Annotated in this window: 25 protein-coding genes and 1 riboswitch; of the genes, 15 read left to right on the plus strand and 10 right to left on the minus strand. The window is 66.1% G+C overall.

Going from position 1 to position 25,007, the window contains the following annotated elements:
- Nucleotides 1-96: 96 nt before the first annotated feature.
- From F3H41_RS18145 to F3H41_RS18160, 4 genes are all read left to right on the plus strand, one after another.
- Nucleotides 97-1,206, plus strand: a complete 1,110-nt coding sequence (locus F3H41_RS18145; RefSeq protein ID WP_149740087.1) for a PAS domain-containing protein — start codon at nucleotides 97-99, stop codon at nucleotides 1,204-1,206.
- Nucleotides 1,207-1,218: 12 nt separating this feature from the next.
- Nucleotides 1,219-1,674 (plus strand): response regulator, encoded by a 456-nt coding sequence (locus tag F3H41_RS18150; protein ID WP_149740088.1) that lies wholly within the window; start codon nucleotides 1,219-1,221, stop codon nucleotides 1,672-1,674.
- Nucleotides 1,671-3,986 (plus strand): GAF domain-containing protein, encoded by a 2,316-nt coding sequence (locus F3H41_RS18155; protein WP_149740089.1) that lies wholly within the window; start codon nucleotides 1,671-1,673, stop codon nucleotides 3,984-3,986. The genes F3H41_RS18150 and F3H41_RS18155 overlap by 4 nt, the downstream gene beginning before the upstream one ends.
- Nucleotides 3,987-4,175: 189 nt before the next feature.
- A complete protein-coding gene (locus F3H41_RS18160; RefSeq protein WP_149740090.1) occupies nucleotides 4,176-5,291 on the plus strand; it encodes an ABC transporter substrate-binding protein in 1,116 nt (371 codons plus the stop codon).
- Between the two features lie 89 nt (nucleotides 5,292-5,380).
- On the opposite strand, the gene lldD is transcribed toward F3H41_RS18160, so the two are convergent.
- From lldD to F3H41_RS18175, 3 genes are all read right to left on the minus strand, one after another.
- Entirely contained in the window at nucleotides 5,381-6,514 is a 1,134-nt protein-coding gene (gene lldD, locus F3H41_RS18165; protein WP_149740091.1) for an FMN-dependent L-lactate dehydrogenase LldD, read from the minus strand.
- Nucleotides 6,515-6,517: 3 nt separating this feature from the next.
- Complete coding sequence (locus tag F3H41_RS18170) at nucleotides 6,518-7,339, minus strand: FCD domain-containing protein (RefSeq protein WP_149740092.1); 822 nt, start codon at nucleotides 7,337-7,339, stop codon at nucleotides 6,518-6,520.
- 457 nt (nucleotides 7,340-7,796) lie between these two features.
- On the minus strand, nucleotides 7,797-8,477 hold the full coding sequence (locus F3H41_RS18175) for a GntR family transcriptional regulator (protein WP_149740093.1): 681 nt from the start codon (nucleotides 8,475-8,477) through the stop codon (nucleotides 7,797-7,799).
- A 98-nt stretch (nucleotides 8,478-8,575) separates the two neighbouring features.
- Between F3H41_RS18175 and F3H41_RS18180 the strand changes: the two genes are divergently transcribed.
- From F3H41_RS18180 to F3H41_RS18220, 9 genes are all read left to right on the plus strand, one after another.
- Nucleotides 8,576-9,178 (plus strand): amino acid synthesis family protein, encoded by a 603-nt coding sequence (locus F3H41_RS18180; protein WP_188129524.1) that lies wholly within the window; start codon nucleotides 8,576-8,578, stop codon nucleotides 9,176-9,178.
- Nucleotides 9,153-9,974, plus strand: a complete 822-nt coding sequence (locus tag F3H41_RS18185; protein WP_149740095.1) for an alpha/beta hydrolase — start codon at nucleotides 9,153-9,155, stop codon at nucleotides 9,972-9,974. The genes F3H41_RS18180 and F3H41_RS18185 overlap by 26 nt, the downstream gene beginning before the upstream one ends.
- Nucleotides 9,964-10,887 carry a flavin reductase family protein gene (locus F3H41_RS18190; protein ID WP_149740096.1) on the plus strand — a complete coding sequence of 308 codons (924 nt, stop codon included), beginning with the start codon at nucleotides 9,964-9,966 and terminating at the stop codon, nucleotides 10,885-10,887. The genes F3H41_RS18185 and F3H41_RS18190 overlap by 11 nt, the downstream gene beginning before the upstream one ends.
- Before the next feature lie 3 nt (nucleotides 10,888-10,890).
- Nucleotides 10,891-11,928 (plus strand): LLM class flavin-dependent oxidoreductase, encoded by a 1,038-nt coding sequence (locus F3H41_RS18195; RefSeq protein ID WP_149740097.1) that lies wholly within the window; start codon nucleotides 10,891-10,893, stop codon nucleotides 11,926-11,928.
- A 10-nt stretch (nucleotides 11,929-11,938) separates the two neighbouring features.
- The gene (locus F3H41_RS18200; RefSeq protein WP_149740098.1) at nucleotides 11,939-13,402 is read left to right on the plus strand and encodes an aldehyde dehydrogenase; all 1,464 of its coding nucleotides are present in this window, start codon (nucleotides 11,939-11,941) and stop codon (nucleotides 13,400-13,402) included.
- Nucleotides 13,403-13,495: 93 nt separating this feature from the next.
- Nucleotides 13,496-14,506 carry an ABC transporter substrate-binding protein gene (locus F3H41_RS18205; RefSeq protein ID WP_149740099.1) on the plus strand — a complete coding sequence of 337 codons (1,011 nt, stop codon included), beginning with the start codon at nucleotides 13,496-13,498 and terminating at the stop codon, nucleotides 14,504-14,506.
- Between the two features lie 77 nt (nucleotides 14,507-14,583).
- Nucleotides 14,584-15,444, plus strand: a complete 861-nt coding sequence (locus tag F3H41_RS18210) for an ABC transporter permease (RefSeq protein WP_149740100.1) — start codon at nucleotides 14,584-14,586, stop codon at nucleotides 15,442-15,444.
- 12 nt (nucleotides 15,445-15,456) lie between these two features.
- Nucleotides 15,457-16,269: an ABC transporter permease gene (locus F3H41_RS18215; RefSeq protein WP_149740101.1), complete on the plus strand. Its 813-nt coding sequence runs from the start codon at nucleotides 15,457-15,459 to the stop codon at nucleotides 16,267-16,269.
- Nucleotides 16,266-17,348 carry an ABC transporter ATP-binding protein gene (locus tag F3H41_RS18220; protein ID WP_149740102.1) on the plus strand — a complete coding sequence of 361 codons (1,083 nt, stop codon included), beginning with the start codon at nucleotides 16,266-16,268 and terminating at the stop codon, nucleotides 17,346-17,348. The genes F3H41_RS18215 and F3H41_RS18220 overlap by 4 nt, the downstream gene beginning before the upstream one ends.
- A gap of 151 nt (nucleotides 17,349-17,499) precedes the next feature.
- Here the strand turns inward: F3H41_RS18220 and F3H41_RS18225 are convergent, their stop codons facing one another.
- From F3H41_RS18225 to F3H41_RS18235, 3 genes are all read right to left on the minus strand, one after another.
- Entirely contained in the window at nucleotides 17,500-18,489 is a 990-nt protein-coding gene (locus F3H41_RS18225; protein WP_149740103.1) for a TRAP transporter substrate-binding protein, read from the minus strand.
- An 11-nt stretch (nucleotides 18,490-18,500) separates the two neighbouring features.
- Nucleotides 18,501-20,315, minus strand: a complete 1,815-nt coding sequence (locus tag F3H41_RS18230; RefSeq protein WP_244616269.1) for a TRAP transporter large permease subunit — start codon at nucleotides 20,313-20,315, stop codon at nucleotides 18,501-18,503.
- Between the two features lie 96 nt (nucleotides 20,316-20,411).
- A riboswitch (TPP riboswitch) is annotated at nucleotides 20,412-20,558 on the minus strand.
- Nucleotides 20,559-20,631: 73 nt separating this feature from the next.
- The gene (locus tag F3H41_RS18235; RefSeq protein ID WP_149740105.1) at nucleotides 20,632-21,558 is read right to left on the minus strand and encodes a ribokinase; all 927 of its coding nucleotides are present in this window, start codon (nucleotides 21,556-21,558) and stop codon (nucleotides 20,632-20,634) included.
- A 195-nt stretch (nucleotides 21,559-21,753) separates the two neighbouring features.
- Between F3H41_RS18235 and F3H41_RS21370 the strand changes: the two genes are divergently transcribed.
- Entirely contained in the window at nucleotides 21,754-21,930 is a 177-nt protein-coding gene (locus F3H41_RS21370) for a hypothetical protein (protein ID WP_188129525.1), read from the plus strand.
- A 345-nt stretch (nucleotides 21,931-22,275) separates the two neighbouring features.
- Here the strand turns inward: F3H41_RS21370 and F3H41_RS18240 are convergent, their stop codons facing one another.
- From F3H41_RS18240 to F3H41_RS18255, 4 genes are all read right to left on the minus strand, one after another.
- Nucleotides 22,276-22,977, minus strand: coding sequence for a class II aldolase/adducin family protein (locus tag F3H41_RS18240; RefSeq protein ID WP_149740106.1), 702 nt, complete (start codon nucleotides 22,975-22,977; stop codon nucleotides 22,276-22,278).
- Nucleotides 22,978-23,110: 133 nt separating this feature from the next.
- Nucleotides 23,111-23,755, minus strand: coding sequence for a nucleoside/nucleotide kinase family protein (locus tag F3H41_RS18245; RefSeq protein WP_149740107.1), 645 nt, complete (start codon nucleotides 23,753-23,755; stop codon nucleotides 23,111-23,113).
- 256 nt (nucleotides 23,756-24,011) lie between these two features.
- A complete protein-coding gene (locus tag F3H41_RS21640; RefSeq protein WP_244616266.1) occupies nucleotides 24,012-24,326 on the minus strand; it encodes a hypothetical protein in 315 nt (104 codons plus the stop codon).
- 48 nt (nucleotides 24,327-24,374) lie between these two features.
- Complete coding sequence (locus F3H41_RS18255) at nucleotides 24,375-24,623, minus strand: WGR domain-containing protein (protein ID WP_149740108.1); 249 nt, start codon at nucleotides 24,621-24,623, stop codon at nucleotides 24,375-24,377.
- A gap of 166 nt (nucleotides 24,624-24,789) precedes the next feature.
- Between F3H41_RS18255 and F3H41_RS21445 the strand changes: the two genes are divergently transcribed.
- Nucleotides 24,790-25,007, plus strand: a 218-nt coding sequence (locus F3H41_RS21445) for a hypothetical protein (RefSeq protein ID WP_210246675.1), incomplete at its 3' end; no start/stop codon positions are given.

Below are 25,007 nucleotides of genomic sequence, written 5' to 3' on the forward strand. Positions count from 1 at the left end.
AACGGCGGGACGGGGAACGCATGGCGCGCCATCACGGACGCGCCGGAACCTCCGGGCCGGTCAGGCTTTTAGGCAGTATTGTGTCAGGGTGTGCGAATGATCGAAAAAATGACGCCGAGGCAGGGTGCGCGCGATGCGGGGGACAGGCTGGTCGCCGACCAGGCGAGCGAAAACCCCTTCGCGGCTGCCTTCAAGGCGACGCGCATGCCCATGCTGATCACCGATCCGCATCAGGCCGACAACCCCATCATCTTCTGCAATCGCGCCTTCAGCGACCTCACGGGATATAGCCGGGAGGAACTGGTCGGTCGCAACTGCCGCCTGCTGCAGGGAGAGGGCACCGATATGGCCGCGATCGCCCGGCTGAGGGATGCCATCAGCGAAGGGCGCGACATTTCCATCGACATCCTCAACTACCGCAAGGACGGCGCGCCCTTCTGGAACGCGCTTTTCGTCAGCCCGGTGCGCGATGCCGAGGGCACGATCCGCTATTTCTTCGCCTCGCAACTGGATTTCACCAACATCAAGAGCAAGGAAGCCGAGCTTGCCCGCGCCCGGCACATTGCCGAGGAAGAGGTAGCCGAGCGCACCGCCGACCTCACCGAAGCCCTTCGCGCGAAGACCGCCCTGGTGCACGAGGTCGACCACCGCGTCAAGAACAACCTCCTCACCATCGCCTCCATCCTCAAGCTCCAGGCGCGCATGACGACGGACGAGACGGTCGGCCGCACGCTGATGTCGGTGCTGAACCGGGTGGAAGCGCTGAGCACGGTGCAGCGCAAGCTCTTGAACGATGAGGATGTCGGCCATTTCGACGTCGCCGATTTCGCCAAGACGCTGATCGTCGATATCGTCAGCGCGCTTCGCCGGACCGATATTGTGCTGACGACGGATGTCCATGAAGTCGTCGTGCCCGCCACCAAGGCCTCGCCGCTCGCCCTCATCATCAACGAACTCGTCGGCGACGCGGTGCGGCGCGGACTGAGCCAGAGCGGCGGGGAGATCCACCTCGAAGTGCGCCGCCTGAACGGCCATTTCCTCATCCGTGTCGCCGACACCGTTCAGCCCGTCACGGTGGATCCGGAGGAAGAGGCATTCGGCTTCAAAATGCTCGAAGCCTGCTGCCGGCAATTGCGCGCGACGATGGAGCGCCGTGTCACGGGAGACCGCACCGAGGTCGTGGTAACGTTGATGGTCAAGGACTGAAGGAAGAGTTGCGTGAAGGTATTGATCGTCGAGGACGAGATCTTGCTGGCCATGGAACTGGAAAGCGAAGTAGAGGCCGCCGGCCATGAAATCGTCGGCATGGCGGCCGACAGCCGTGAGGCCATTGCGCTCGTCGAGGCGGCGGAGCCGGAATTTGCCTTTGTGGACATCCACCTCCTGGATGGCCCGACCGGCATCGCGGTCGGCCAGTCCCTGGCCCTGCGGGAAATCCCTTATGTCTTCGTCTCCGGCAATGTGAAGCGCATCCCCAATGATTTTGCCGGTGCGCTCGGCGCGATCGAGAAACCCTACACGATGAACGGCCTGCAAAACGCGCTGGCCTTCATCGAAAGCTATGTCAACGGCCACCAACCGGTCCTCAGCCCGCCGCCGAGCCTTCTCCTGTCGCCCGCTCTCGGGACATTTTCCGGCGACGCGGTCGCAGAACCGTCCGCGGACCGCCCGTGACCCACTCATCCGACCGTCTCCAGGCCGTCAAGAATTCCGGGCTGCTCGACGCAAGGGGGCGCCGCGAGTTCAACGACATCGTCGATCTCGTGAAGGCCGGCATCCGGTGCCCGGTTGCCGTGGTCTCGATCCTCGACGCCGACCGCCAGGTGTTCATCGGCCATCTCGGCCTGCCGGGCCAGTGGGCCGAACGCGGCGAGACGCCCCTGACCCATTCCTTCTGCCAGCATGTGGTGCGCGATGCGCGCCCGCTCGTCGTCGGCGACGCGACCGTGCATGACCTCGTGCGCGACAATCTCGCCATTCCCGATCTCGGCGTCATCTCCTATATGGGCGTGCCGATCTCCCTTCCGGATGGCACGATTGTCGGCGCGCTCGCCGCCATCGACGGCCAGCCGCGCGACTGGAGCGAAGCGGAACTCGATGTGCTCCGCAAGATCGGCCGCGTTGCCTGCAACCAGATCGAGACCTTCGTCTCCGAACGGCAATGGGGCTCGCTGTTCGAGCAGCTCGAAGAGGGCATCGTCCTCGGCACGCTCGTGCGCGACGCGACAGGCAGGGCGATCGACTGGCGCTTCGATACCGTCAATGCCGCCTGGGCACGGCAGGTCGGCCTGTCGCCCACGGATGGGCCCGGCAGCACGCTGCTCAGCCTGTTTCCCGAGGCGGAGGCGGAATGGATATCGGATGTGGTCGAGGCCGTGGAGAGCGGTGCGGTGCGCCGTTACTTCCGCCGGTTCGCAACGCTCGACCAGTGGTATGAGGGCTATATCCAGCCCATGGGCCGGGACAGGTTCCTCATTGCCGGGATCGAGGTGACGGAGCGCATGCGGGCGATCTCGGCGCTGGCCGAGAACGAGGCGCGCATGCGCCTCATCATCGAAGGCGCCAAGGACTACATCATCGTGACGATCGACGAGGCCGGTCGGATCACCAACTGGTTCGGCGGTGCGACGGAGACGCTGGGCTGGACGGAAGAAGAAATGGTCGGGCAGCCCTTCGCCGCCATCTTCACCGCCGAGGACCGGGCCGCCGGCGTTCCCGAACAGGAGATCGCCAGGGCGGCCGCCGAGGGCGTTGCCAGCGACCGGCGCTGGCACCGTGCTGCGGACGGGGCGCGCGTCTTTCTTGATGGAACGCTGCGCCCGCTGGCCGGCGGCGACGGGACGACCGCGCATGGCGGCTACATCAAGATGGCGCGCAACGCGACCGCCCAGAAACTTGCCGAGGATCGCCAGTCGGCGCTGCTCAACCTTGGCGACCGGATCCGCGATTTCGATACGGTGACCGAGGTTGCCTTCACGGCGGCCGAAATCCTGGCCCGGAGCCTGCCTGGGGCGACGCGGGCGGGTTACGGCATCGTCGATCACAGTGAAGAGACCGTGGAGATCCTGCCCGACTGGCGGGCAGAGGGCATGTTTACCATCGCCGGCCTGCATCACTTCCGCACCTACGGTTCCTATATCGAAGATCTGAAGCGCGGCGAGATCGTCATCATCCCCGATGTGGCGACCGACCCGCGCACGGTCGATTCGGCCGATTTGCTGCATTCGCTCGGCATTTCCGTTCTGGTCAACGTGCCGATCATGGCGCATGGCATCTTCGTCGGCGTCATGTTCGTACACTACGAAAAGCCGCACGCGTTCGATCCCGAAGAGCGCGATTTCGTGCGCACCGTTGCCGACCGGACGCGCGAGGCCATCTCCCGGATCCGGGCGGAGGAGGAGCAGCAGGTCCTCAACCAGGAGATCAGCCACCGGCTGAAGAACACGCTGGCCATGGTGCAGGCGATTGCGACGCAGACTCTGCGGCCGGTGACGGAGCGGGCGCCGGTCGAGGCTTTCACCAGTCGGCTGAATGCGCTCTCCAAGGCCCATCAGGTGCTGCTCAGTCAGGATTGGTCCTCGGCGCGCATGAAGGCCGTCGTCACCTCCGTGCTCGATCAGGTCGCCCCGCCCGATCGCCACACCGTCGAGGGGCCGGATGTCGAGATCGGCCCGCGCACCGCGCTGTCGCTCGCGCTGGTGCTCCACGAACTCGCCACCAATGCGCTGAAATATGGCGGCTGGTCGAATGCCGATGGCCGGATCGTGATCGGCTGGAACCTGGAAGGCGCCGATGGCGATCAGACCATGGTCCTGACCTGGCAGGAAATTGACGGACCCCCCGTAATGGCCCCGGCCACCAAGGGCTTCGGCTCGCGCCTCATCCGCATGGGCCTGACGGGAAACGGCGGTGTCGTCGTCGACTACCGCCCGCAGGGCCTGTATGTGGAAATGCGCGGCTTGCTGTCGCAGCTTCGTCAATCCTGACCGTTTCGCGGTCAATGGCCCGGCAAAAACTGGCTATCGGGTGATCGGCAACGCCGGCACGGCTTGCGGAGCGCGGGCAGACGCGGCAGGGTCGCGCCGCGGCGATGCCAAGCCCTTTGGGCAGCAGCGCCTGACAAAAGCATTGCGAGAGCCTGCCGTCCAAGGTGGCTCCTAGGGAGTAGACATACCATGAGAAAGTTCCTGATCCTCGGCACCGCGATTGGCCTGCTGATGGGTACGGCCGCCCGTGCCGATGACCTGACCTTCGCCGTTGCCGGCCCGCTGACGGGTCCGCTCGCGACGATCGGCGACCAGTTCAAGCAGGGTGCGCAGGCCGCAGCCGACGCGATCAACGCCAAGGGCGGCGTGATGGGCCGCCAGATCGCCCTGCAGTTCGAGGATGACCAGTGCGACCCCAAGCAGGCCGTCTCGATTGCCAACCGCATCGCGGCCGCCGGCATCCAGTTCGTCGATGGCCATGCCTGCTCGGGTTCGAGCATCCCGGCCTCGGCCGTCTATGCCGAAAACGGCACGCTGATGATGACGCCGGCCTCCTCCAATCCGGTCCTGACCGATGCCGCCGCCGCCAATGGCTGGGCGAACATCATGCGTCTTTATACGCGCGACGATGCCCAGGGCGCCTTCATCGGTCCGTGGATCGCCAAGGAATATGCCGGCAAGAACGTCGCCGTCCTGCATGACAAGTCGGCCTACGGCCAGGGCATCGCCGATGCTGTCCGCGCCACGATGAACCAGAACGGCCTGAAGGAAGTCATGGCCGAAGGCATCAATGCCGGCGAAAAGGACTACAACGCCCTCGTCACCAAGCTGAAGGACGCCAAGGTCGATGTCGTCTATTTCGGCGGTTATCACCCGGAAGCCGGCCTGATTCTTCGCCAGGCGGCCGAGCAGGGCTACACGTTCCAGATGATCATGCCCGATTCCATCGCCTCGCCGGAATTCTGGCAGGTGGCGGGCCCGGCCGGCGAAGGCACGCTCTTCGTGTTCCCCTCCGATCCGCAGGCGAAGCCCGAAGCCAAGGAAGCCGTCGAGAAGATCACCGCCGCCGGCTTCAAGCCGGATGGCTTCACGCTCTTCTCCTACGCCGTGATCCAGGCCTTCGCGCAGGGCATCGAGCGGGCCGGCTCCGACGATCCGACCGCCGTTGCCGCAGCGCTGAAGAACGGCCAGCCGATCGAAACCGTCGTCGGCACCGTTACCTTTGACGAAAAGGGTGACCTGAAGAACGCCAGCTACGACATCAACCGCTGGAGCAACGGCACCTACGCGCCGATCGCCAAGTAAGCCGGCAACTGTCCGGTCCATGCATGACAACGGGCGGGATGGTCACCATCCCGCCCGTTGTCATGTCATGTCATTCTAGGCGAGAGCCATCACAGCGCCAGCATGTTCCGGTCGATCTCGCCGATGGAGCGGGCGCCGGTCAGCGTCATCGCAACGCGCATTTCCTTCGCGACAAGGTCGAGCAGATTGGCAACGCCTGCCTCGCCACCGGCGGCCAGCGCATAGATGAAGGCGCGGCCGAGCATGACGGCATCGGCGCCGAGCGCGAGCATGCGCACCACGTCGAGGCCGGAGCGAATGCCGGAATCGGCAAGGATCTTCATCTCGCCCTTCACCGCATCGGCGATCTCGGGCAGGGCCCGTGCGGTCGAGCGCACGCCGTCGAGCTGCCGGCCGCCATGGTTGGAAACGACGATGCCGTCGGCGCCGAAGCGCACCGCATCGCGCGCATCCTCCGCGTCCAGAATGCCCTTGATGATCATCGGGCCCTTCCAGAAATCGCGGATCCATTCGAGGTCCTTCCACGAGATCGACGGATCGAAATTGTTGGCGAGCCAGCCGATATAGTCCTCGAGCTTCGTCGGCTGGCCGCGATAGGCGGAGATGTTGCCGAGGTCGTGCGGCCGCCCCATCAGGCCGACGTCGAAGGCCCATTGCGGATGCAGGACCGCCTGCAGCATGCGCCGGAAGGCGGCATTCGGGCCGGACATGCCGGAATGGGCGTCGCGGTAGCGCGAGCCGGGGGTCGGCATGTCCACGGTGAAGACCAGCGTCGTGATGCCGGCCGCCATGGCGCGCTCCAGCGCGTTTTTCATGAAGCCGCGATCCTTCAGCACGTAGAGCTGGAACCAGATCGGCGCCGCCGACGCCTTCTGCACCTCTTCGATGGGGCAGACCGAGACGGTGGAAAGCGTCAGCGGAATGCCGCGCGCGGTCGCCGCGCGCGCCGCCTGCACCTCGCCGCGCCTTGCATACATGCCCGTCAGCCCGACGGGCGCCAGCGCGACCGGCATGGCGAGGGTGCGGCCGAAAAGCTCGGTCGTCAGGCTGAGGCTCTCGACATTCTTCAAGACCCGCTGGCGCAGCGCGATCTCGGAGAGGTCGGAAACATTGTGCTTGAGCGTATGCTCGGCATTGGCGCCCCCATCGATATAATGAAACAGGAAGGGCGGCAGGCGGCGGCGGGCCGCCTCGCGGTAGTCGGTCGGGGACGAAATGATCATCGGTCAGCTCCTCGGGTGTGTCCCGCGACGAAGCGCGTCGGCGCGCTCGATGCGCGCCCGTTCCTCGTCGAGGGTCCGGATGGTTTGGGCAACGAAATCGATGTGGGTGTCGGAGGCAAGGCGTGCGGCATCCGCATCGCCGGCCGCGATCGCCTCAACGAGGGCCTGGTGCTGGTCGCTCAGGCGCTCGAAGGTGCGGGGCACGACATAGAGCTTGTCGAGGCTTTGCGAGATGCTGCTTTGCAGGAGGCCGAACATGCTCGACATGACCGAGCGCAGCACGGCATTGTGCGAGGCATCGGCGATGGCGAGGTGAAAGGCCGCATCCGCACGGGCCTCGGCTGCGGCATCGCCTTTCTGGTGGCCCTCTGCCAGCGCGTCGAAACAGCGGCGGATGGCGTCGATGTCGGCAGGCCTGGCGCGCTGGGCCGCGTGATAGGCGGCCTGGCCCTCGAGGCCGCGCCGCACCTCCAGAACGTCGTGGCCAAAGCCGGGATTGCCGGCGACCAGCGGCGTCAGCGGATCGACGATGGTCGTATGCGTCCAGCGCGCCGCCGCCGGCTCGGCGATGATGTTGCCGCCCTTGCGGATGACAACCCGCCCGCGGGCGGCAAGGCGCAACAGCGCCTCCCGCAGGCTGTTGCGCGAGACGCCGAGGCACTCGGCCAGCGCCCGCTCCGAGGGAAGGCGATCGCCGACGGCAAGGCGGCCCTCCACGATCAGCGCCTCGATGGTACGCTCCACCCTGTCCGTCACGCTCGTTGCGGGCGCGGCGTCGGATGTCGGGATCGTATCGGCCTCAGCTTTCGTCACGGTCTTGTCCATCTGGCGGGTCCTTGAAATGCCAGCCGGATCACGGCCCGCAGGGTCCGAAGTCCGCTTCCAGAACACCTTCACTCATTGGCCCTACCAAATTTGGTAGGCTATGATGCCTGGTACGCCACTTCACCGCAGAAAGTCAATTCGGCACATGATATCCGACGTTCATTCCGGGTTTTGGTAGTACCAAAGACAGATTAGATCCCGGTCTTGGTCCGATCCCGCCATGCCGGCGAACGCGCACCTAGGGCTCTATGGCTGATCCGGCGCAGAGGCTGAATGCTGGTGATGTCGCGGGTTGGAAACTGCTAGGCACGCGCCTATCAACGCCTGGACCCATCCAGCTGAAGTCAGTGCGTGAGATTGTTCCATAAGATGTCTTACGCCACATTTTGAGGGGGAAGAATTTTATATATATATATTTATCAATAATTTACGACGGTTTTCACCCTGCGCTCGCCCCCTACGCCAGCAGGTGTTCCGCGATGCGTGCGGCTTCGGCGACGTGGGCCTTGCAGGCGGTGGCGGCGCCGTCGGGGTCGTTGCGGCAGATGGCCTCATAGATTTCACGGATGCGGGCCGGGCCGGAGACGGTACGGTTGCTGGTGGACAGCGTCATGACGCGCAGGCGCGAGATGCGGCTGTTGAGGCGGCTGACGATGTCCCAGGCGATGTTGTGCCCGCTGGTTTCGAAGATGATCGCGTAGAAATCATGGGTGGCATCGAGAATGGCCGGGGGTGAGCTGTTCTTCGAGGTCCTGTCGAGCTCCTCCAGGACGGACTTCAGCCGCGCCTTGACCGCCGCATCGGCGCGTCGCGCGCAGTCGGCAACGGCGGTGGATTCCAGCGCTGCGCGGATCTCGTAGATCTGCCGCGCATCGTCCCAGGACAGCCGTGCGACCGTCGGCCCCTGCTTGGCAACGTTATCCACGAGTCCTTCCGACTCCAGGTGCCGTATGACCTCGCGGATGACGGAACGGGAGACGCCCAGCTGATCGCAGAGCGTGCGCTCCACCAGCCGCTGGCCCGGTTCGAACAGGCCCGAAATGATCGCGCGACGCAGGCGGTCGAGTGCGATTTCCCGCAGCGTTGCGGGCGGCGTTTCGATGCGGAGATCGGCGAGTTTGGGGTCTTGGCTGGACATGCTTCGGTGTACCCGCAATTTTCTCCAGCGGCAAGGCCTTGACACGTCGTATTATGGTATACCAACATGTGAGCAGACAAAGACGACAGGAGGCAGCCTTGGCGCCGGTGATACGCAAAACCCTTCTCCACGTGGAAACGACGCTCATCGAGGGTGGCAAGGCCGCGCCCGTGCCGCTGACGCTGATCGCGGCCATCGCTGTTGTGAAGAACCCCTGGGCCGGTCGCGGTTTTGTCGAAGACCTGAGGCCGGAGATCCGTGATGCGGCGCCGGTGCTCGGCGCGCTGCTGACCAAGATGATCCTCGATGCCGCCGGCTCCGGCGAGACGGTGGAGGCCTATGGCAAGGCGGCGGTCGTCGGCCTCGATGGCGAGGTCGAGCATGCCTCCGCCCTCATTCACACGCTGCGCTTTGGCAATCACTACCGCACGGCCGTCGGTGCGAAGTCCTACCTCGCCTTCTGCAACACCCGCGGCGGCGCCAATGCGCCGATCATGATCCCGCTGATGGACAAGAACGACGAGGGCCGCCGCTCGCACTACCTGACCATTCAATGCGCCATCCCGGATGCGCCGGCCGCCGACGAGATCGTCGTTGCTCTCGGCGCCTCCATCGGGGGGCGCCCGCATCACCGCATCGGCGACCGCTACCAGGACCTCAAGGAGCTCGGCAACGATGCCAGCAATCCCGCATCGGTCTGAGACAGTCTCGGGCACGGCCTATGCCGTGACGGGCAGCGGCGCGCCGCTGGTGCTGATCCACGGGGTCGGCATGCGGCTCGAAGCCTGGGCGCCGCAGATCGCGGCGCTGTCGGAACGCTTCGAGGTGATCGCGCTCGATCTGCCCGGCCATGGCGAAAGCCGTCCGCTGCCGAAGGGCGCGACGCTCCCGGATTTCGTGGCGCGCATCGCGACTTTTCTGTCGGAGATTGATCGCGGCCCGGTCAGCATCGCCGGCCATTCCATGGGCGCGCTGATTGCGGGGGGCCTTGCCGCCGAGGTGCCCGGACAGGTGAGCCGCGTGGCGCTCCTGAACGGCGTCTATCGGCGCGATCCGGCGGCGCGTGCCGCCGTCGAGGCGCGAGCTGCCGAGATTTCCACCGGCGGCTTCGACCGCGAAGCGCCGCTTGCCCGCTGGTTCGGCTCCGATGGCGACCATGGGGCGGCGCGCGCACTCTGCGGGAAGCTGCTCGCCGAGGTCGACGCCGAGGGCTATGCCACCGCTTACGGCGCCTTCGCGACGGGCGACGCCGTCTACGCCGATCGCTGGCCGGATGTCGCCTGCCCCGCCCTCTTCCTCACCGGCGAGGGTGACCTCAATTCCTCCCCGGCCATGTCGCGGGCCATGGCGGTGGCCGCGCAGAACGGGCGGGCGCTGATCATTCCCGGCCACCGCCACATGGTGAACCTGACGGCGCCCGATCAGGTCAATGCCGCCCTGATCGACTGGATGGGCTGGACGGTCTCGCAACGCAAGGAAGCCTGCCATGACGCATGATCCACGCCAGCTGCGCGATGCCTTCGGCGCTTTTCTCACCGGCGTTACCGTCGTCACCACCTTCAATGCCGAGGGCCAGCCGATTGGCTTTACGGCCAATTCCTTCACCAGCGTCTCGCTCGATCCCCCGCTCCTCCTCGTCTGCCTCGCCAAGACCTCGCGCAATTATGCCGCGGTCACCGAGGCGGCCGGCTTTGCGGTCAACATTCTCTCCGAAGCGCAGAAGGACGTGTCGAACACCTTTGCCCGCCCCGTCGAGGATCGTTTCGCCGCCGTTGACTGGCAGCGCGGCCCGTTCGGCTCCCCGGTCTTTTCAAGCGTTGCCGCCTGGTTCGACTGCGCCACCCATTCCGTCATCGATGCCGGCGACCATGCGATCCTGATCGGCCGGGTCGAGGCCTTCGAAAATTCCGGCCTGACCGGCCTTGGCTATGCGCGCGGCGGTTACTTCCTGCCCGCACTCGCCGACAAGGTGCTGATTTCGGGCCAGGACATGCCGCAGGTGCTGGGCGCGGTCGCCGAGCGCGATGGCGCGGTGCTCTTGACCGAGACGGCCGATGGCGGCCTCGCCCTGCCGGCGCTGGAGCTTGGGGCCGGCGACGGTGTCGATGCGCTCGCCGCCCATCTTGTGTCCCTCTCCGGCCTGCCGGTGCAGCCGGGCCTCGTCTATTCCATCTACGAGGACACGCGGGCGCGCCGCCAGCATGTGATCTATCGTGCGACCCTTGGAGATGGCGCGGCCACGGGCGGCGTGTTCTTCCCCGTCGAGGCGCTGCCGCTGGAGCGCATTGCGGATGGCGCGACGCGCGATGTGCTGAAGCGCTATGCGGCGGAACAGAGCCTCGGCAATTTCGGGGTCTATGTCGGAAATCAGGAAAGAGGCCGGGTGCATGCCCAGCCGGTCAGGAGCTAGTCGATGAAGTTCTCGCTCTTCGTTCACATGGAACGGCTCGATGCCGGCCAGACGCATCAGGAACTCTACGAGGAGTTCATCGCGCTGTGCGAGATCGCCGATCGCGGTGGCATGCACGCCATCTGGACCGGCGAGCATCACGGCATGGATTTCACCATCGCGCCGAACCCGTTCATCAATCTTGCCGATCTCGCGCGCCGCACCAGGAATGTGCGCCTCGGCACCGGCACGGTGATCGCGCCCTTCTGGCACCCGATCAAGCTTGCCGGCGAAGCAGCGATGACCGACATCGTCTCCGGCGGCCGGCTCGATATCGGCATTGCCCGCGGCGCCTATGGCTTCGAATACGAGCGGCTGCATCCCGGCCTCGACGCCTGGGGCGCGGGCCAGCGCATGCGCGAGTTGATCCCGGCCGTCAAGGGCCTGTGGGCCGGCGACTATGCCCATGATGGCGAGTTCTGGAAATTCCCGGCCACCACCTCGGCCCCGAAGCCCGTGCAGGCGCCGCATCCGCCGATCTGGGTGGCGGCGCGCGATCCGAACAGCCATGAATTTGCGGTGGCGAACGGCTGCAACGTGCAGGTGACGCCGCTGTGGAACGGTGACGGCGAGATCGAAAGCCTGATGGGCCGCTTCAACACGGCCTGCGAAAAGGCCCCAGAGGTCGAGCGCCCGAAGATCATGCTGCTGCTGCACACCTATGTGGGCTCGGATGCCGACGACGTGGAGCAGGCTGCGCGCGAGGTCAGCGTCTACTACAATTACTTCTTCGCCTGGTTCAAGAACGAACGGCCGATCCATCAGGGTCTCATCGCCCGCCTCAGCGAGGAGGAGATCGCCGCCAACACCAATCTCTCTCCTGCCGTGATGAAGGCCAACATGCCGATCGGCACGTCGGACGAGGTGATCGCGCGCCTCAAGGCCTACGAGGCACTCGGCTACGACGAATATTCCTTCTGGATCGACACCGGCATGACGTTCGAGCGCAAGAAGGCCTCGCTCGAACGCTTCATCGCCGAGGTCATGCCGGCCTTCCGGTAAGGAGAAAAAGATGCAGCGTTTCCAGCAGTATATTGACGGCGCCTTCGAGGATGGCAGTGCCCGTTTCGACAGCCTCGACCCCGCAACCGGCACGGTCTGGGCCGATATGCCGGAGGCGCGCGAAGGCGATGTCGACCGGGCGGTCAGGGCTGCGGAACGCGCGCTTTGCGAAGGCCCCTGGGCGACGATGACGGCGACGCAGCGCGGCAAGCTGCTTTACCGTCTGGCGGACCTCGTCGCCGCGCGGGCCTCGGTGCTCGCCGAGCTCGAGACCCGCGACACCGGCAAGATCATCCGCGAGACTTCCGCGCAGATCGCCTATGTCGCGGACTACTACCGCTATTACGCCGGCCTCGCCGACAAGATCGAGGGCAGCACGCTGCCGATCGACAAGCCGGACATGGATGTGTGGCTGCGCCGCGAGCCGGTCGGCGTCGTCGCGGCCATCGTTCCCTGGAACAGCCAGCTCTTCCTTTCCGCGGTCAAGCTCGGCCCGGCGCTCGCCGCCGGCTGCACGCTGGTGGTCAAGGCCTCCGAAGACGGTCCGGCGCCGCTGCTCGAATTTGCCCGGCTCGTGCATGAGGCCGGCTTCCCCGCCGGTGTCGTCAACGTCATCACCGGCTTCGGCCCCTCCTGCGGCGCGGCGCTGACCCGCCATCCGGGCGTCGCCCACATCGCCTTCACCGGTGGTCCGGCCACGGCCGCGACGGTGGTGCGCAATTCCGCCGAAAACCTCGCCAGCACCTCGCTGGAGCTCGGCGGCAAATCGCCCTTCATCGTCTTTGCCGATGCCGATCTCGAAAGCGCCGCCAATGCGCAGGTCGCCGGCATCTTCGCCGCCACCGGCCAGTCCTGCGTGGCCGGCTCGCGCCTTCTCGTCGAGCGCTCCATCAAGGACCGCTTCCTCGCCATCCTCAAGAGCCGCGCGGAGGCCGTCGCGATCGGCTCGCCGCTCGACATGGCAACGGAAGTCGGCCCGCTCTGCACCGGGCGCCAGCGCAAGCTGATCGAGAGCGTCGTCGCCGCCTCGCTCGAGGCCGGGGCAAAGCTTGTGGCCGGCGGCAGCCGCCCGAAGGAGGAGGGCTTTTACTATGCCCCGACCATTCTCGACTGCGACGGCGTGACCTCGCCCTCCGTCGAGACCGAACTCTTCGGCCCGGTTCTTTCCGTTCTCTCCTTCGAGACCGAAGAGGAGGCCGTGCAACTGGCCAACGCGACCCGTTTCGGCTTGGCGGCCGGGGTCTTCACCCAGAACCTTGCCCGCGCGCATCGCATGATCCGCAAGATCCGCTCCGGCATCGTCTGGGTCAACACCTACCGCGCCGTCTCGCCCATCGCGCCCTTCGGCGGCTTCGGCCAGTCCGGCCATGGCCGCGAAGGCGGGCTTGCCGCTGCGCTCGACTACACCCGCACCAAGACCGTCTGGGTCCGGACATCAGATGATCCGATCCCCGACCCCTTCGTGATGCGGTAATGTCCTGCCCCGACGCCGGGAGAAAAGGGCGCGGGGCCGACGATCATGCCGAGACCACTCGAACCATCAAGAACGTGAAAAAAGGGGAATGACATGAAGAGACTGCTTCTCGCCACCGCGCTCGCCGCCATCCTCGGCGCGGCCGGTTCCGCTTCCGCCGCCGATATGGTGTTTTCCAGCTGGGGCGGCACCACGCAGGACGCCCAGAAGGCTGCCTGGGCCGACACCTTCACCGCCGAAACCGGCATCAACGTCGTGCAGGACGGCCCGACCGACTACGGCAAGATCAAGGCCATGGTCGAAGCCGGCAACGTGACCTGGGACGTGGTGGACGTCGAGGGTGACTATGCCGTGCAGGCCGGCAAGGCGGGCCTGCTCGAAAAGCTCGACTTCTCCATCATCGACAAGAGCAAGCTCGATCCGCGCTTCGTGACCGATTATTCGGTCGGCAGCTTCTATTATTCCTTCGTCATCGGCTGCAACAAGGACGCCGCCGGGACCTGCCCGAAGAGCTGGGCCGACCTTTTCGACACCGCGAAATTCCCCGGCAAGCGCGCCTTCTACAAGTGGTCCGCACCGGGCGTGATCGAGGCAGCCCTGCTTGCCGACGGCGTTGCCGCCGACAAGCTCTATCCGCTCGACCTCGACCGCGCCTTCAAGAAGCTCGACACGATCAAAGCCGACATCGTCTGGTGGGATGGCGGCGCCGCCTCGCAGCAGCTTCTCGCCTCCGGCGAAGCCCCCTTCGGCTCCTTCTGGAACGGACGCCTGACGGCGCTTGCCGCCACCGGCGTGACGGTCGAGACTTCTTGGGACCAGAACATCACGGCCGCCGATGCGCTTGTCGTGCCCAAGGGCACAAAGAACAAGGAAGCAGCGATGAAGTTCATCGCCAACGCCACCTCCGCCAAGCCGCAGGCCGAGTTCGCCGCCGTCACCGGCTATGCGCCGATCAACCTCGGTTCGCCCGAGATGATGGCCGCCGACGTGCGCAAGACGCTGCCGGACATGCAGGCGGCAAGCCAGGTGAACGCCGACATGACGTACTGGGCCGAGCACCGCGACGAGATCGGCAAGCGCTGGTACGACTGGCAGGCCAAGTAAGCCGCACCGCACGACGATACCGCCTGCCGGCGCAAGCGCAGCCGGCGGGCGTCCTCCAGTAATCAGGGTATTGAAGCATGGCCATGACCGCCACGGCGGCGCCGGGAGAGCGCATTGCGCGCCGCAGACACGCCGCCTTCGTGTGGGCGCTGCCCGCGCTCGTCCTCATCCTGCTGTTCTTCGTCACCCCCGTTCTGGGGCTTCTGCTGCGCAGCGTCACCGAGCCGACGCTCGGCCTGCAGAACTATGCCGAACTGATCGGCACCGGCACCTATGCCCGCATCTTCGCCAACACCTTCCTCGTCGCCGGCGTGGTGACGGCGCTCTCGGTGGTCATCGGCTATCCCGTCGCCTGGGCGCTCGCCGTGCTGCCGCGCCCATGGGGCCAGCTCGTCTTCGCGATCATCATCCTCTCCATGTGGACGAATCTTCTCGCCCGCACCTATGCATGGATGGTGCTCCTGCAGCGCACCGGCGTGATCAACAAGACGCTCATGGGGCTCGGCGTGATCGACCAGCCCCTGGCGCTCGTCAACAATCTCGTCGGCGTCACCATCGGCATGACCTACATCATGCTGCCCTTCGTCATCCTGCCGCTGGTCGGCGTCCTCAGGGCCATCGACCCCGCCATCCTGCGCGCAGGCGCCCTGTGCGGCGCCAACAGCTGGCAATGCTTCACCCGCATCCTGCTGCCGCTGTCGCTGCCGGGCATTGCGGCGGGTGCCCTGATGGTCTTCGTCATGGCGCTCGGCTACTACGTGACCCCTGCCCTTCTCGGCGGCACGGCCAACATGATGCTGGCCGAAATGGTCGCGCAGTTCGTCCAGTCGCTCGTCAACTGGGGCATGGGCGGGGCCGCCGCCTTCGTGCTGCTCGTCGTCACGCTCGCGCTCTACGCCGTGCAACTGCGCTTTTTCGGCGCCGGCCGGATCGGCTGAGGAGAAACCGCCATGCTTCTCGATTTCGACCGCCTCGGCCCGTGGAAGTGGGTGCTGATCACCATCACCACCCTGGTCTGCCTGTTCCTGCTGCTGCCGATCGTCTTCATTGCGGCGCTCTCCTTCGGCTCGTCGCAATGGCTGATCTTTCCGCCGCCGGGCTGGACGACGCGCTGGTACGGCGAGCTTTTTGCCGATCCGCGCTGGCTGCAATCGGCCTTCACGAGCCTGAAGATCGCCGCCATCGTCACCGTTCTCTCGGTGGGCATCGGCTTTCTTGCCGCCCTTTCGCTCAATCGCGGCAGCTTTGCCGGTCGCGAGGTGCTGCGGGCGCTGTTCCTGACGCCGATGATCCTGCCGGTGGTGGTGCTCGCCGTCGCGCTCTACGCCTTCTTCCTGAGGATCGGCCTCAACGGCACCACGCTCGGCTTCATCATCGCGCATCTGCTGATCGCCCTCCCCTTCTCGATCATCTCGATCGGAAGCGCGCTCGAGGGTTTCGACAAGTCGATCGAGGACGCCGCGATCCTGTGCGGCGCAAGCCCCTGGGAGGCGCGGCTCAGGGTCACGGTGCCGGCGATCAGCCATGGCCTGTTCGGCGCCGCCGTCTTCTCGTTCCTCGCCTCCTGGGACGAAGTGGTGCTGGCGATCTTCATGGCGAGCCCGACGCTGCAGACCCTGCCCGTCAAGATCTGGGCGACGCTGCGCCAGGACCTGACGCCCGTCATCGCCGCCGCCTCCACGCTCCTCATCCTCTTCACCATGCTCCTGATGATCATCGCGGCGCTCGTCCGACGCGGCAGCAAACAAGGGACGAAACCATGACCTCAGCCTTCATCGAGATCCGCGACATCAAGAAGCAGTACGGCCCGATCACCGCCGTGAAGGACGTGACGCTCGATATCCGCAAGGGCGAGTTCATGACCTTCCTCGGCCCATCCGGATCGGGCAAGTCGACGACGCTCTACATGCTCGCCGGCTTCGAATACCCGACGGCCGGCGACATCAGGCTGAATGGCAGGACGCTGCTCGATACGCCCTCGCACAAGCGCAACATCGGCATGGTGTTCCAGCGCTACACGCTCTTCCCGCACCTGACGGTCGGCGAGAACGTCGCGTTCCCCTTGCGCATCCGCCGCCTGCCGAAAGCCGATGTGGAGCGCAAGGTGAGGGAGGCGCTGCGCCTCGTGCGGCTCGAAGGTTTCGAGGATCGCAAACCCGCTCTGATGTCCGGCGGCCAGCAGCAGCGCGTGGCGCTTGCCCGGGCGCTGGTCTACGATCCGCCGGTGCTTCTGATGGACGAGCCGCTGTCGGCGCTCGACAAGAAGCTGCGCGAGGAAATCCAGTTCGAGATCCGCCGCATCCACCAGGAAACCGGCGTGACGATCCTCTACGTCACCCACGACCAGGAAGAGGCGCTGCGCCTGTCGGACCGCATTGCCGTCTTCAGCCAGGGCAAGATCGACCAGATCGGTTCCGGCCAGACGCTCTATGCCGAGCCCGCCACCCGCTTCGTCGCCGGCTTCATCGGCGATTCCAACTTCATCGATACGGATGTCGTCTCCGTCGAGGGCAGCCACGCGACGCTGGCGCTGCCGGGCGGGCGCACGGTCTCCGGCGTGCCGCTCCATAGCGCCGGCCCCGGCAAGACCGCAGCGCTTTTGCTGCGCCCCGAGCGCATCGACCTGAAAGTCGGCGAAGCGGGCGCGGCCGACGCCCTTTCCGGCACCATCCGCGACATCACGTTCCTTGGCAACAACACTGACGTGCTCGTCGATATCCCCGCCGGCAAACAGCTCTCCGTCCGCCTCCCCTTCGGCCACCCGATGCTGGACGGCCTGAGGCCCGCGCTGCCCGTGGCGCTGTCCTTCAACCCCGCGACGGTGCACGCCTTCCAGGGGTGAGGGGCTGCCGTTCTCTTTCCCGCTCCGTCTCTCCCTGTCGTCCTCGGGCTTGACCCGAGGACCCATGCAACCCTCTGCGCCTGCGGCCGTGCATCCTCGGGTCAAGCCCGAGGATGACACCGGGTGTGGTTCCGGTTCGGAACGATCGCCCTCACGACCCCGCAATGGCGTGGATACGGTCGAGGCCGCCGACGGTCTCGGCCATGTCCTGCCAGACGCCGGTGGCGCCGCGGCGCCAGTCGTCGATGGCCTCCGGCTGGAGAAGCTGGCCGCCATGGGCGCGGGCCGTCTCCACGGAGCGGGCCTCATCCTCGACGATCAGCCGGTTGAAGTCGGCGGCGCCCGCTTCTGCCGCCTCTGCCAGCACCTGCCGGTCCTCGGCCGTCAGCCCGTTCCAGAAGGTGGCGCCGAAATAGACGACGCCGGTGGCAAAGATGTGCCGGGTTTCGGTCATCGAGGGCACCACCTCGTAGAGCTTGAAGCCGGCATAGGCGGATTTGGTGAGGTCCATGGCATCGGCGACGCCATTGGCGAGCGCATTGTAGGTTTCGGTAATGGGAATGCCGACGGGGGTGGTGCCGAAGGCGCTCCAGAGTTTCGTGTGCAGCGGGCTCTGGATGACGCGGATCTTGAGACCTGCCAGTTGTTCCGGCCGCGTCACCGGCGTTTTGGTGAGAAGGTTGCGGGCGCCATAATGGATGAAGGCGGGCGTGATGAACTGCTGCGCCGCGAATTTCTCCGTCAAGGCCGCGCCGATTGGTCCTTTCACCGTCGCCTCGACATGGGCGGCATCGCGGAACAGGAAGGGCAGGTCGAGGATCTGCGCCTCCGGCACCCAGCCCGATAGTGCCGAGACGGTGGCAAGGCTGCCCTGGATGGCGCCGAGCCGGATGCCTTCCGCGACCTCCTTTTCGCCGCCGAGCGCGCCGCCCTTGACGATGGTGAAGGCAAAGCGGCCGGGACGCCTTTCCTCGACCCTCGCCGCGATGGTCTGCCAGATCGTCGTCTCCGGCTTGTCGTCGCCAAAGAGCGAGGCGACGGTGATCTTCTGCGCCTTTGCTTCGGCCCGGCCGATGAGGGCGGGCGCGGCGAGCGCGAAGGCGGTGAGGCTGAGGGCGGTGCGACGGGTGAGCAGGGGCATGGCATGGCCTTTCACAGGAAGAGGAGGGTTGCGATGGAGATGAGGGCGAGCGCCACGAGGAGTGCGGCGAGATAGGGCGTGACGGCGCGGAAGATCGCGCCGGCGGGAACGCCGGTGACACCGGCGACGACATAGACGAGCATGCCGAGCGGCGGTGTCAGGCCGTGGATCATCAGATTGACGACGAGGATGACGCCGAAGGCGACGGGATCGATGCCGGCGGCCATGGCGGCCGGCAGCAGGATCGGCCCGAGCAGCAGGATGGCCGCGCCGATATCAAGCACGAGGCCGGCGGCAAGCAGCACGAGATTGGCGAGCAGCAACACGGCGCCGGCACTGCCGCCGAGAAGGGTGACGAGGTGCGTCACCAGCCCGGCCACATCATCGACGGCGAGCTGGAAGGCAAAGGGCGCGGCGGTGCCGATCAGCATGCCCACGGCCGCAGCCTCCCCCGCCGACTGGCGGAACACGGCCGCGATGGCGCGAAACCTTAGTCCGGCAGCCATTGCGAGACCGAGCGTATAGAGCGCCGCAAGCCCCGCGGCTTCCGTCGTCGTCACCACGCCGAAGCGGATGCCGGCCACGACGATGACGCCGAGCCCGAGGGCCGGCAGCGCGGCGGCCAAGGCTGCGCGGCGCTCTTGCGTGGTGGCGCGGGGCATTGCGGTCCCTCTCCGGCCCGCCGACAGATGGATCGCGACGGCAAGGCAGAGCGCCATCACGCCGCCCGCCGCAAGGCCGCCCGTCAGCAAGGCGCCGACCGACAGGTTGGTGGCGGCGGCAAGGATCAGGAAGGCGATGGAGGGCGGGATGACATTGTCGAGCACGGAGGTGGCGGCGATCAGCGCGCCGGCCTCGGCCGGCCTGTGGCCATGGCGGGCGAGTTCCGGCTGGAACGTGGCGGCCCCGAAGGCGGCATTGGCGACGGAAGAACCGGAGGCGCCGGAGAACAGAACGCTGGTCAGCAACGTCGTCTGGGCAAGGCCCGCCCGCCGGTGGCCGACGAGGCTGGCGGCGAGCCGCACCAGCCGACCCGCCGCACCTGAGCCCGTCAGCAGCCCGCCCGCCAGCAGGAAGAAGGGAATGGCGAGCAGCAGGAATTTCGACAGGCCCGTGACGGTCGTGGAGACGATCGCCGCTTCCGGCTGCGGACTGCCAAAGGCGATGGCGGCATGGGCGGCGGCCAGAAAGGCGTGGGGCAGCGGCGCGCCGCAGGCAAGGCCGATGGCGGCGGCGAGCGCAAGGAAGAGGCTGGGCGGCAGGTCCGTCTCGACCGACAGGAAGGGGACGATGCTATGCAGGGCAGCGCCGATGACCAGCGCGGCGAAAAGCGCCCTACCCCGCCCCGCGGAGAGCCGCGACAGGGTGAGCAGTGCGAGCAGCAGCCCCCCTCCCCCGGCGAGAAAGCCGAAGCGCAGGCCCTCGGGAAGGCCAAGCGTCGGGGAGATGCCACCGAGCGTCCTCGCGACCGTTGCGCCGCCGAAGAGAAGCACGAGGGCGGCCATGGTGGTCATGGCATCGGCCATCACGCCGGCCGGCGCTTTCAGGGCCTGCGGCAGGCGGGTGGTCAGGGCGTCGAGCCGCATGGCGAGCGGCCCGTTCAGCGCCAGCGGCGCGGCAAGCGCGATCATCGCCACCTGCAGCCAGATCGCCAGCTCTTCGGCCCCGACGAGCCCGACATGCAGGAGATAGCGAAGGCCGGCATTGGTGATGACGAGCGCGAGCAGCACGGCGAGAAGGAGAGCCGCAAGGCCGGAGAGCAGCGCTTCGAGCCGCGAAATCACAGCGCCGGAGAGCGCGGCGATGCGCCCGTCATTTCTCGTGATAGCCGTGGTTGCCGACACGCCGGACCTCCTGCTTCGAGATCCGGCCATGCGGGTGAGAGAGAGGAAGACAGAGGGCTATTTCGCCCGCACGGGGCCACGCCGTCATCCGCACCGTCCCTCCGCCAGTATGAGCTGGATCAGGTTCATCGGGTTCCTGCGCTGCGTTGGGATCTGGCCTTTCGGGTCAAATCCAGCGGCGAAGCAGTATCTCAGCCCCTTGTCGGGACGCCCCTGGTGATTGGACGCGACTGTGGCGAAGCGGCCGGCCTTCGTCAAGGCCGGTCGAACAGATGCCTTTAGGTAAGTCGTTGCTATCCTATTGGCTACCGGCCAGCAGGGCTTCGACCTCGCCAAGGTCCGGCATGGCCGGTGCCGTGCCGCGGCGGGTGACGGCGATGCCGGCGGTGGCGCAGCCGTAGCGCGCCGCCTCGGCCGGATCGAGCCCGCGGGAGAGCGCGGCCGCGAAGCCGCCGATGAAGGCGTCGCCCGCCCCCGTTGTGTCGATCGCCGGTCCCGGCGCGATGGCAGGCACGAGGACGGAGCGATCGGCGGCGTGATAGAGCGCGCCGCGGCTGCCGAGGGTGATCAGCGCCGCACCGGCGCCGCGCGACAGGAAGACATCGCCGGCGCGCTTCGCATCCTCGATGCTCTCGAGCGCAAAACCGACAAGGGCGGCTGCCTCCGTCTCGTTCGGCGCGATGAAATCGCAGAGCGGATAGAGGTCTTCCGGAAAGGGCTCGGCCGGGGCGGGGTTGAAGACGGTTCTGACGCCGGCGGCGCGGGCGATCTCGAGGCCCCGCCGGGCCGCCGCAACGGGCTGCTCCAGCTGCGTGACGAAAACCGATGCGTTCTCGATGGCATCGCGCGCCGCCTCCACATCCTCCACGCTGATCGAGAGCGCCGCGCCGGCATAGACGATGATGGCATTGTCGCCGGTCTTGTCGTTCACATAGATGAAGGCCGCACCGGTCGGCTGGTCCTCCATCTCGATGATGCGCGGCGTCACCCCCGCCGTCTGCCAGGTGCGCCGCGCGAGGTCGCCGAAGGTGTCGCGGCCGATCCGCGTCAGGATCGTGGTGGCGGCCCCTGCCCGCGCGGCCGCCACCGCCTGGTTCGACCCCTTGCCGCCCGGCCCGACCGCAAAGCCGCTGCCGGCAATGGTTTCGCCGACAGCCGGCATGCGCGGTGCCAGATAGGCCGTATCGGCCACGAAAATCCCGAGAATGGCGACGCCCTTGTCCATGATGCTCTCCCTTGCCGGTCGTCTTGTCGTTGCAGCGAGATTAGCAGGGCAAGCCGGGCAGGAAAGCGCCGCCGCGCATTTTCGCCCCCTCCCCTGCCCTGTTCCACCGGAAACAGCGTGGGCACGGGGATCATGCGATTGTCGGGTCACTGGATGAGACGGGCTCATCCACACCAGATCAAAAGGACCTGACCCATGCGCAAGATCGTTCTCTCCACCGTCATCGCCGCCTTCGCCGCCCTCTCCTTCGCCGCCCCCTCCCAGGCCGGCTATTACAGCTACGACTACCAGCCCTATTGCTTCATCAAGAAGATTAAGACCTGGGACTCCTACGGCAACCTCGTCATCAAGAAGGTCAAGGTCTGCAAGTAAGGGGCGCTGTGCAGACCGGGGCGCGGGTGGAAAAACCTCCATCCGCGCCCTTTTGCGGCTGGGGCGGTGTGCGATGGTGCGACGGCTGCGACGGCTGCGACGCAGGCCCCCTCATCCGCCTGCCGGCACCTTCTCCCCGAGGGGAGAAGGGACAATGCCGATAGCGCTGAGATCTGCTTTGGCTGAGAGCCAGCCTGGCCGCCCTTCAAGCGCATCTTGGGGCAGGCGCGCGCCCCAACTCTCTTCTCCCCTCGGGGAGAAGGTGCCGGCAGGCGGATGAGGGGGTACACCGCAAGACACGCCCCTCGCCCCTCAACAAAACGGCGAGGCCCCGCCCCTTCCGGATCAGCCGGCCGACTGGCGCGGGCGGGCGATGTCGCTTTCGCCTTCGGCTTCCGGGCCGAAGCCGTAGCTCATGCGCTTCATCTGGGCGGCGACGCGCTCCATTTCGGCGTCGGAGAGAACGGGCGGTTCGCCAAGCGTCAGCGCCTGCACGTAGATGCGCGAGAGGGTCTCGATCTCGATCGCCATCCACAGGGCGTGTTCGAGGCTCTTGCCGAGCGAGATCTGGCCGTGCTGGCCGAGGAGGCAGGCAAGCCGCCCCTCCAGCGCCTTCAGCGCGTGGTCCGACAGTTCCTGCGTGCCGTAGGTCGCATACTCCGAGCAGCGGATCGTGTTGCCGCCGGCAATCGCCGTCATGTAGTGGAAGCTGGGGATCGAGCGGTGGTGGCAGGCAAGCGTCGTCGCATAGATCGAATGGCAGTGCAGCACCACGTCGATATCCGCACGGTTCTTCAGAATGTCGCGGTGGAAGCGCCATTCGGAGGAGGGGCGCGGGCCGACATAGGTGCCGTCGAAATCCATCTCCACAATGTCACCCGGCGTCATTGTTTCGTAAGCCATGGATGACGGTGTGATGAGGAATCCCCGGTCGATGCGCACCGAGAGATTACCCGATGTGCCTTGGTTGATGCCGCTGTCGTTCATGCGCTTGCAGATATCGATCATCTGCCGGCGAAGCTCGGCATTGCTGGTGGCGGTGGTCATGTCATGATCCTTTCGGAAAGCCCTTAGGGGGCGTTGGGTGGCCGGGCTGTCAGCTTTGGCGTCTTGTGCGCGCTTGACCCGTGCGAGTGGCCGCCGGTCCTCCCCTCCCCGGGGGTCCGGCGGAAATCCTGTGTCAGTTCTTGATGCGCAGATCCGGCTCGGCGCTGCCTGCGATGATCGTCATGCCGTTCGGCATGTCGTTTTCGTCGAGCTTGAAGCGGATCTCCTCGGGCGTCAGATTGTAGTGCACCCAGCGCGCGGTGAGGCGGCGGCGCAGCTCCTCCTCGGTGACGTCGACGAAGACGGTGTAGTCGAAGACGGGTTTGAGCTGATCCCAGGGCGTCGCGCGCATCAGGAGGAACGTGCCCTCGCAGACGATGATGTCGGTGGAGCGGGGAATGAGCCGGCCACCGGCGCGCGCGATCTCAATGTCGCGATCGAAGACGGGCACGGCGACCGTGTCGTCCTCGTTGGCCTTGAGCCGCAGCAGCATGTGGCGCAGGCCGTGCACATCGAAGGTGTCGGGCGCGCCCTTGTAAGGCCGCCGCCCGATCGCGTTCAGCACGAGATCGTCATAATGGTAGCCGTCCTGCGGGAAGATCGCGGCGTGACCCGGCGAATCGCGGTTCAGCCGGTCGACCACCGCTTCCGAAAGCGTGGATTTGCCCGAGCCAGGCGGCCCTGCAATGGCGATGATGACGCGGCGCCCGCCGCCGTCGCGAAACCGCGTCTCGGCGATCTCGGCGATGATTTCGGCATTTTCCAAGACATCGGCCATGACGCATCTCCTCCTGCCTGTTCCGGCTGATGGAGATAGCACCGCTGACCGCCGCAAGGCGACAGCAAAATTGCAGGTTTGCGCAGCAAATTGCCGCGACGTCGGCACGGTGCCTTAAAGCCGGGAGCGGACCGCCCTGTCCCCTCCCCTGTCGATGCCTTCTCCGATATCGGCTTCGTCGCGTCAGTTCGTTGCAAGACCGGCTGACGTCTTTAAGAAAGCCGCGCGTCCGATCGCCCCTTCAGCGCGTCGGACGTCAGTAGAAAAGATGCCAGGGCGTCAGGAAGGCGCGGGCCATTTCCTGTTCGCGCTCCCGCTCGCTGCGCTCGTCCTTGCGCTTGCCGAACAGGGTCTTCAGAAAGCCCGGCCGCTCTTCGCTGGCCGGTGCCGGTTCGCGCTGATCGCGTGTCGTTTCCGCCTGCGCGAGGTATCCGAGCGTCATTCCGCCAAAGTGAAACATGCCAATCCCCTTCTCGCCAATTCCGGCTGTTGTCGCCAAATTCGGTGGATGCGCCTCTTTTGTGCGCTTGCCGCGGCTGTTGGTTAACCGCCGGTTAAGAAAGAGTGCCATGTCCTTGGCAGGAGTCAATAGTCTACCAATCTGGTCGGGAACGGACGATCATGCACCTTCCAGGCGCCGGTATCCTCTCTTCAGCCGCCGGGCGGCGTGGCGGGCCAGCGCGGCCTCGGCCTCCCCTTTCGACCCGTGCCATTCGGTGCATTCCTGCCCGCGCGTGCCGATGCGGCCCCAGCAGCGTACCAGCGCCACCGGGCCGAACAGGGTCGGCTGCAGGCTGAGGCCATAATAGCGGGCCATGTTGCGCGCGGGATCTTCGCGGCGGAAATGCAGGCTGTGGGGTGTCGTCATGCCGACGAGTCTCGGCCCTTGCCGGCGCGGTGTCCAACGAGAGTTTCGAATCGGTGAGCGAGGACCGATTCATCGCCGTGATGCATTGCGCTGCCAGCATGGTGAAGCAAGGATTAGGGTCAAAACCCGATCAGGATAGGTGTTCTGTTGAGGAGGATGGGACTGAATGGCAGCGAACAAGCGCAAGTCAAGGCCCGCTGGCCCTGTCGAGCATTGTTCGCCATCAGTCGGCCCATCCTCCTCAACCCTGCGGGCAAGGTCAATTTTGCGCCTGAGGACGTCGGAAAGGTTTGAAAATGATGCGCATTTCCTGCACCTTCCCTCCTACCCAGACGCAAAATTGACCTTGCAGAACACCTATCCTGATCGGGTTTTGACCCTAAG

The sequence above is a fragment of the Rhizobium sp. RU20A genome, assembly GCF_900155885.1.
GTDB lineage: Bacteria > Pseudomonadota > Alphaproteobacteria > Rhizobiales > Rhizobiaceae > RU20A.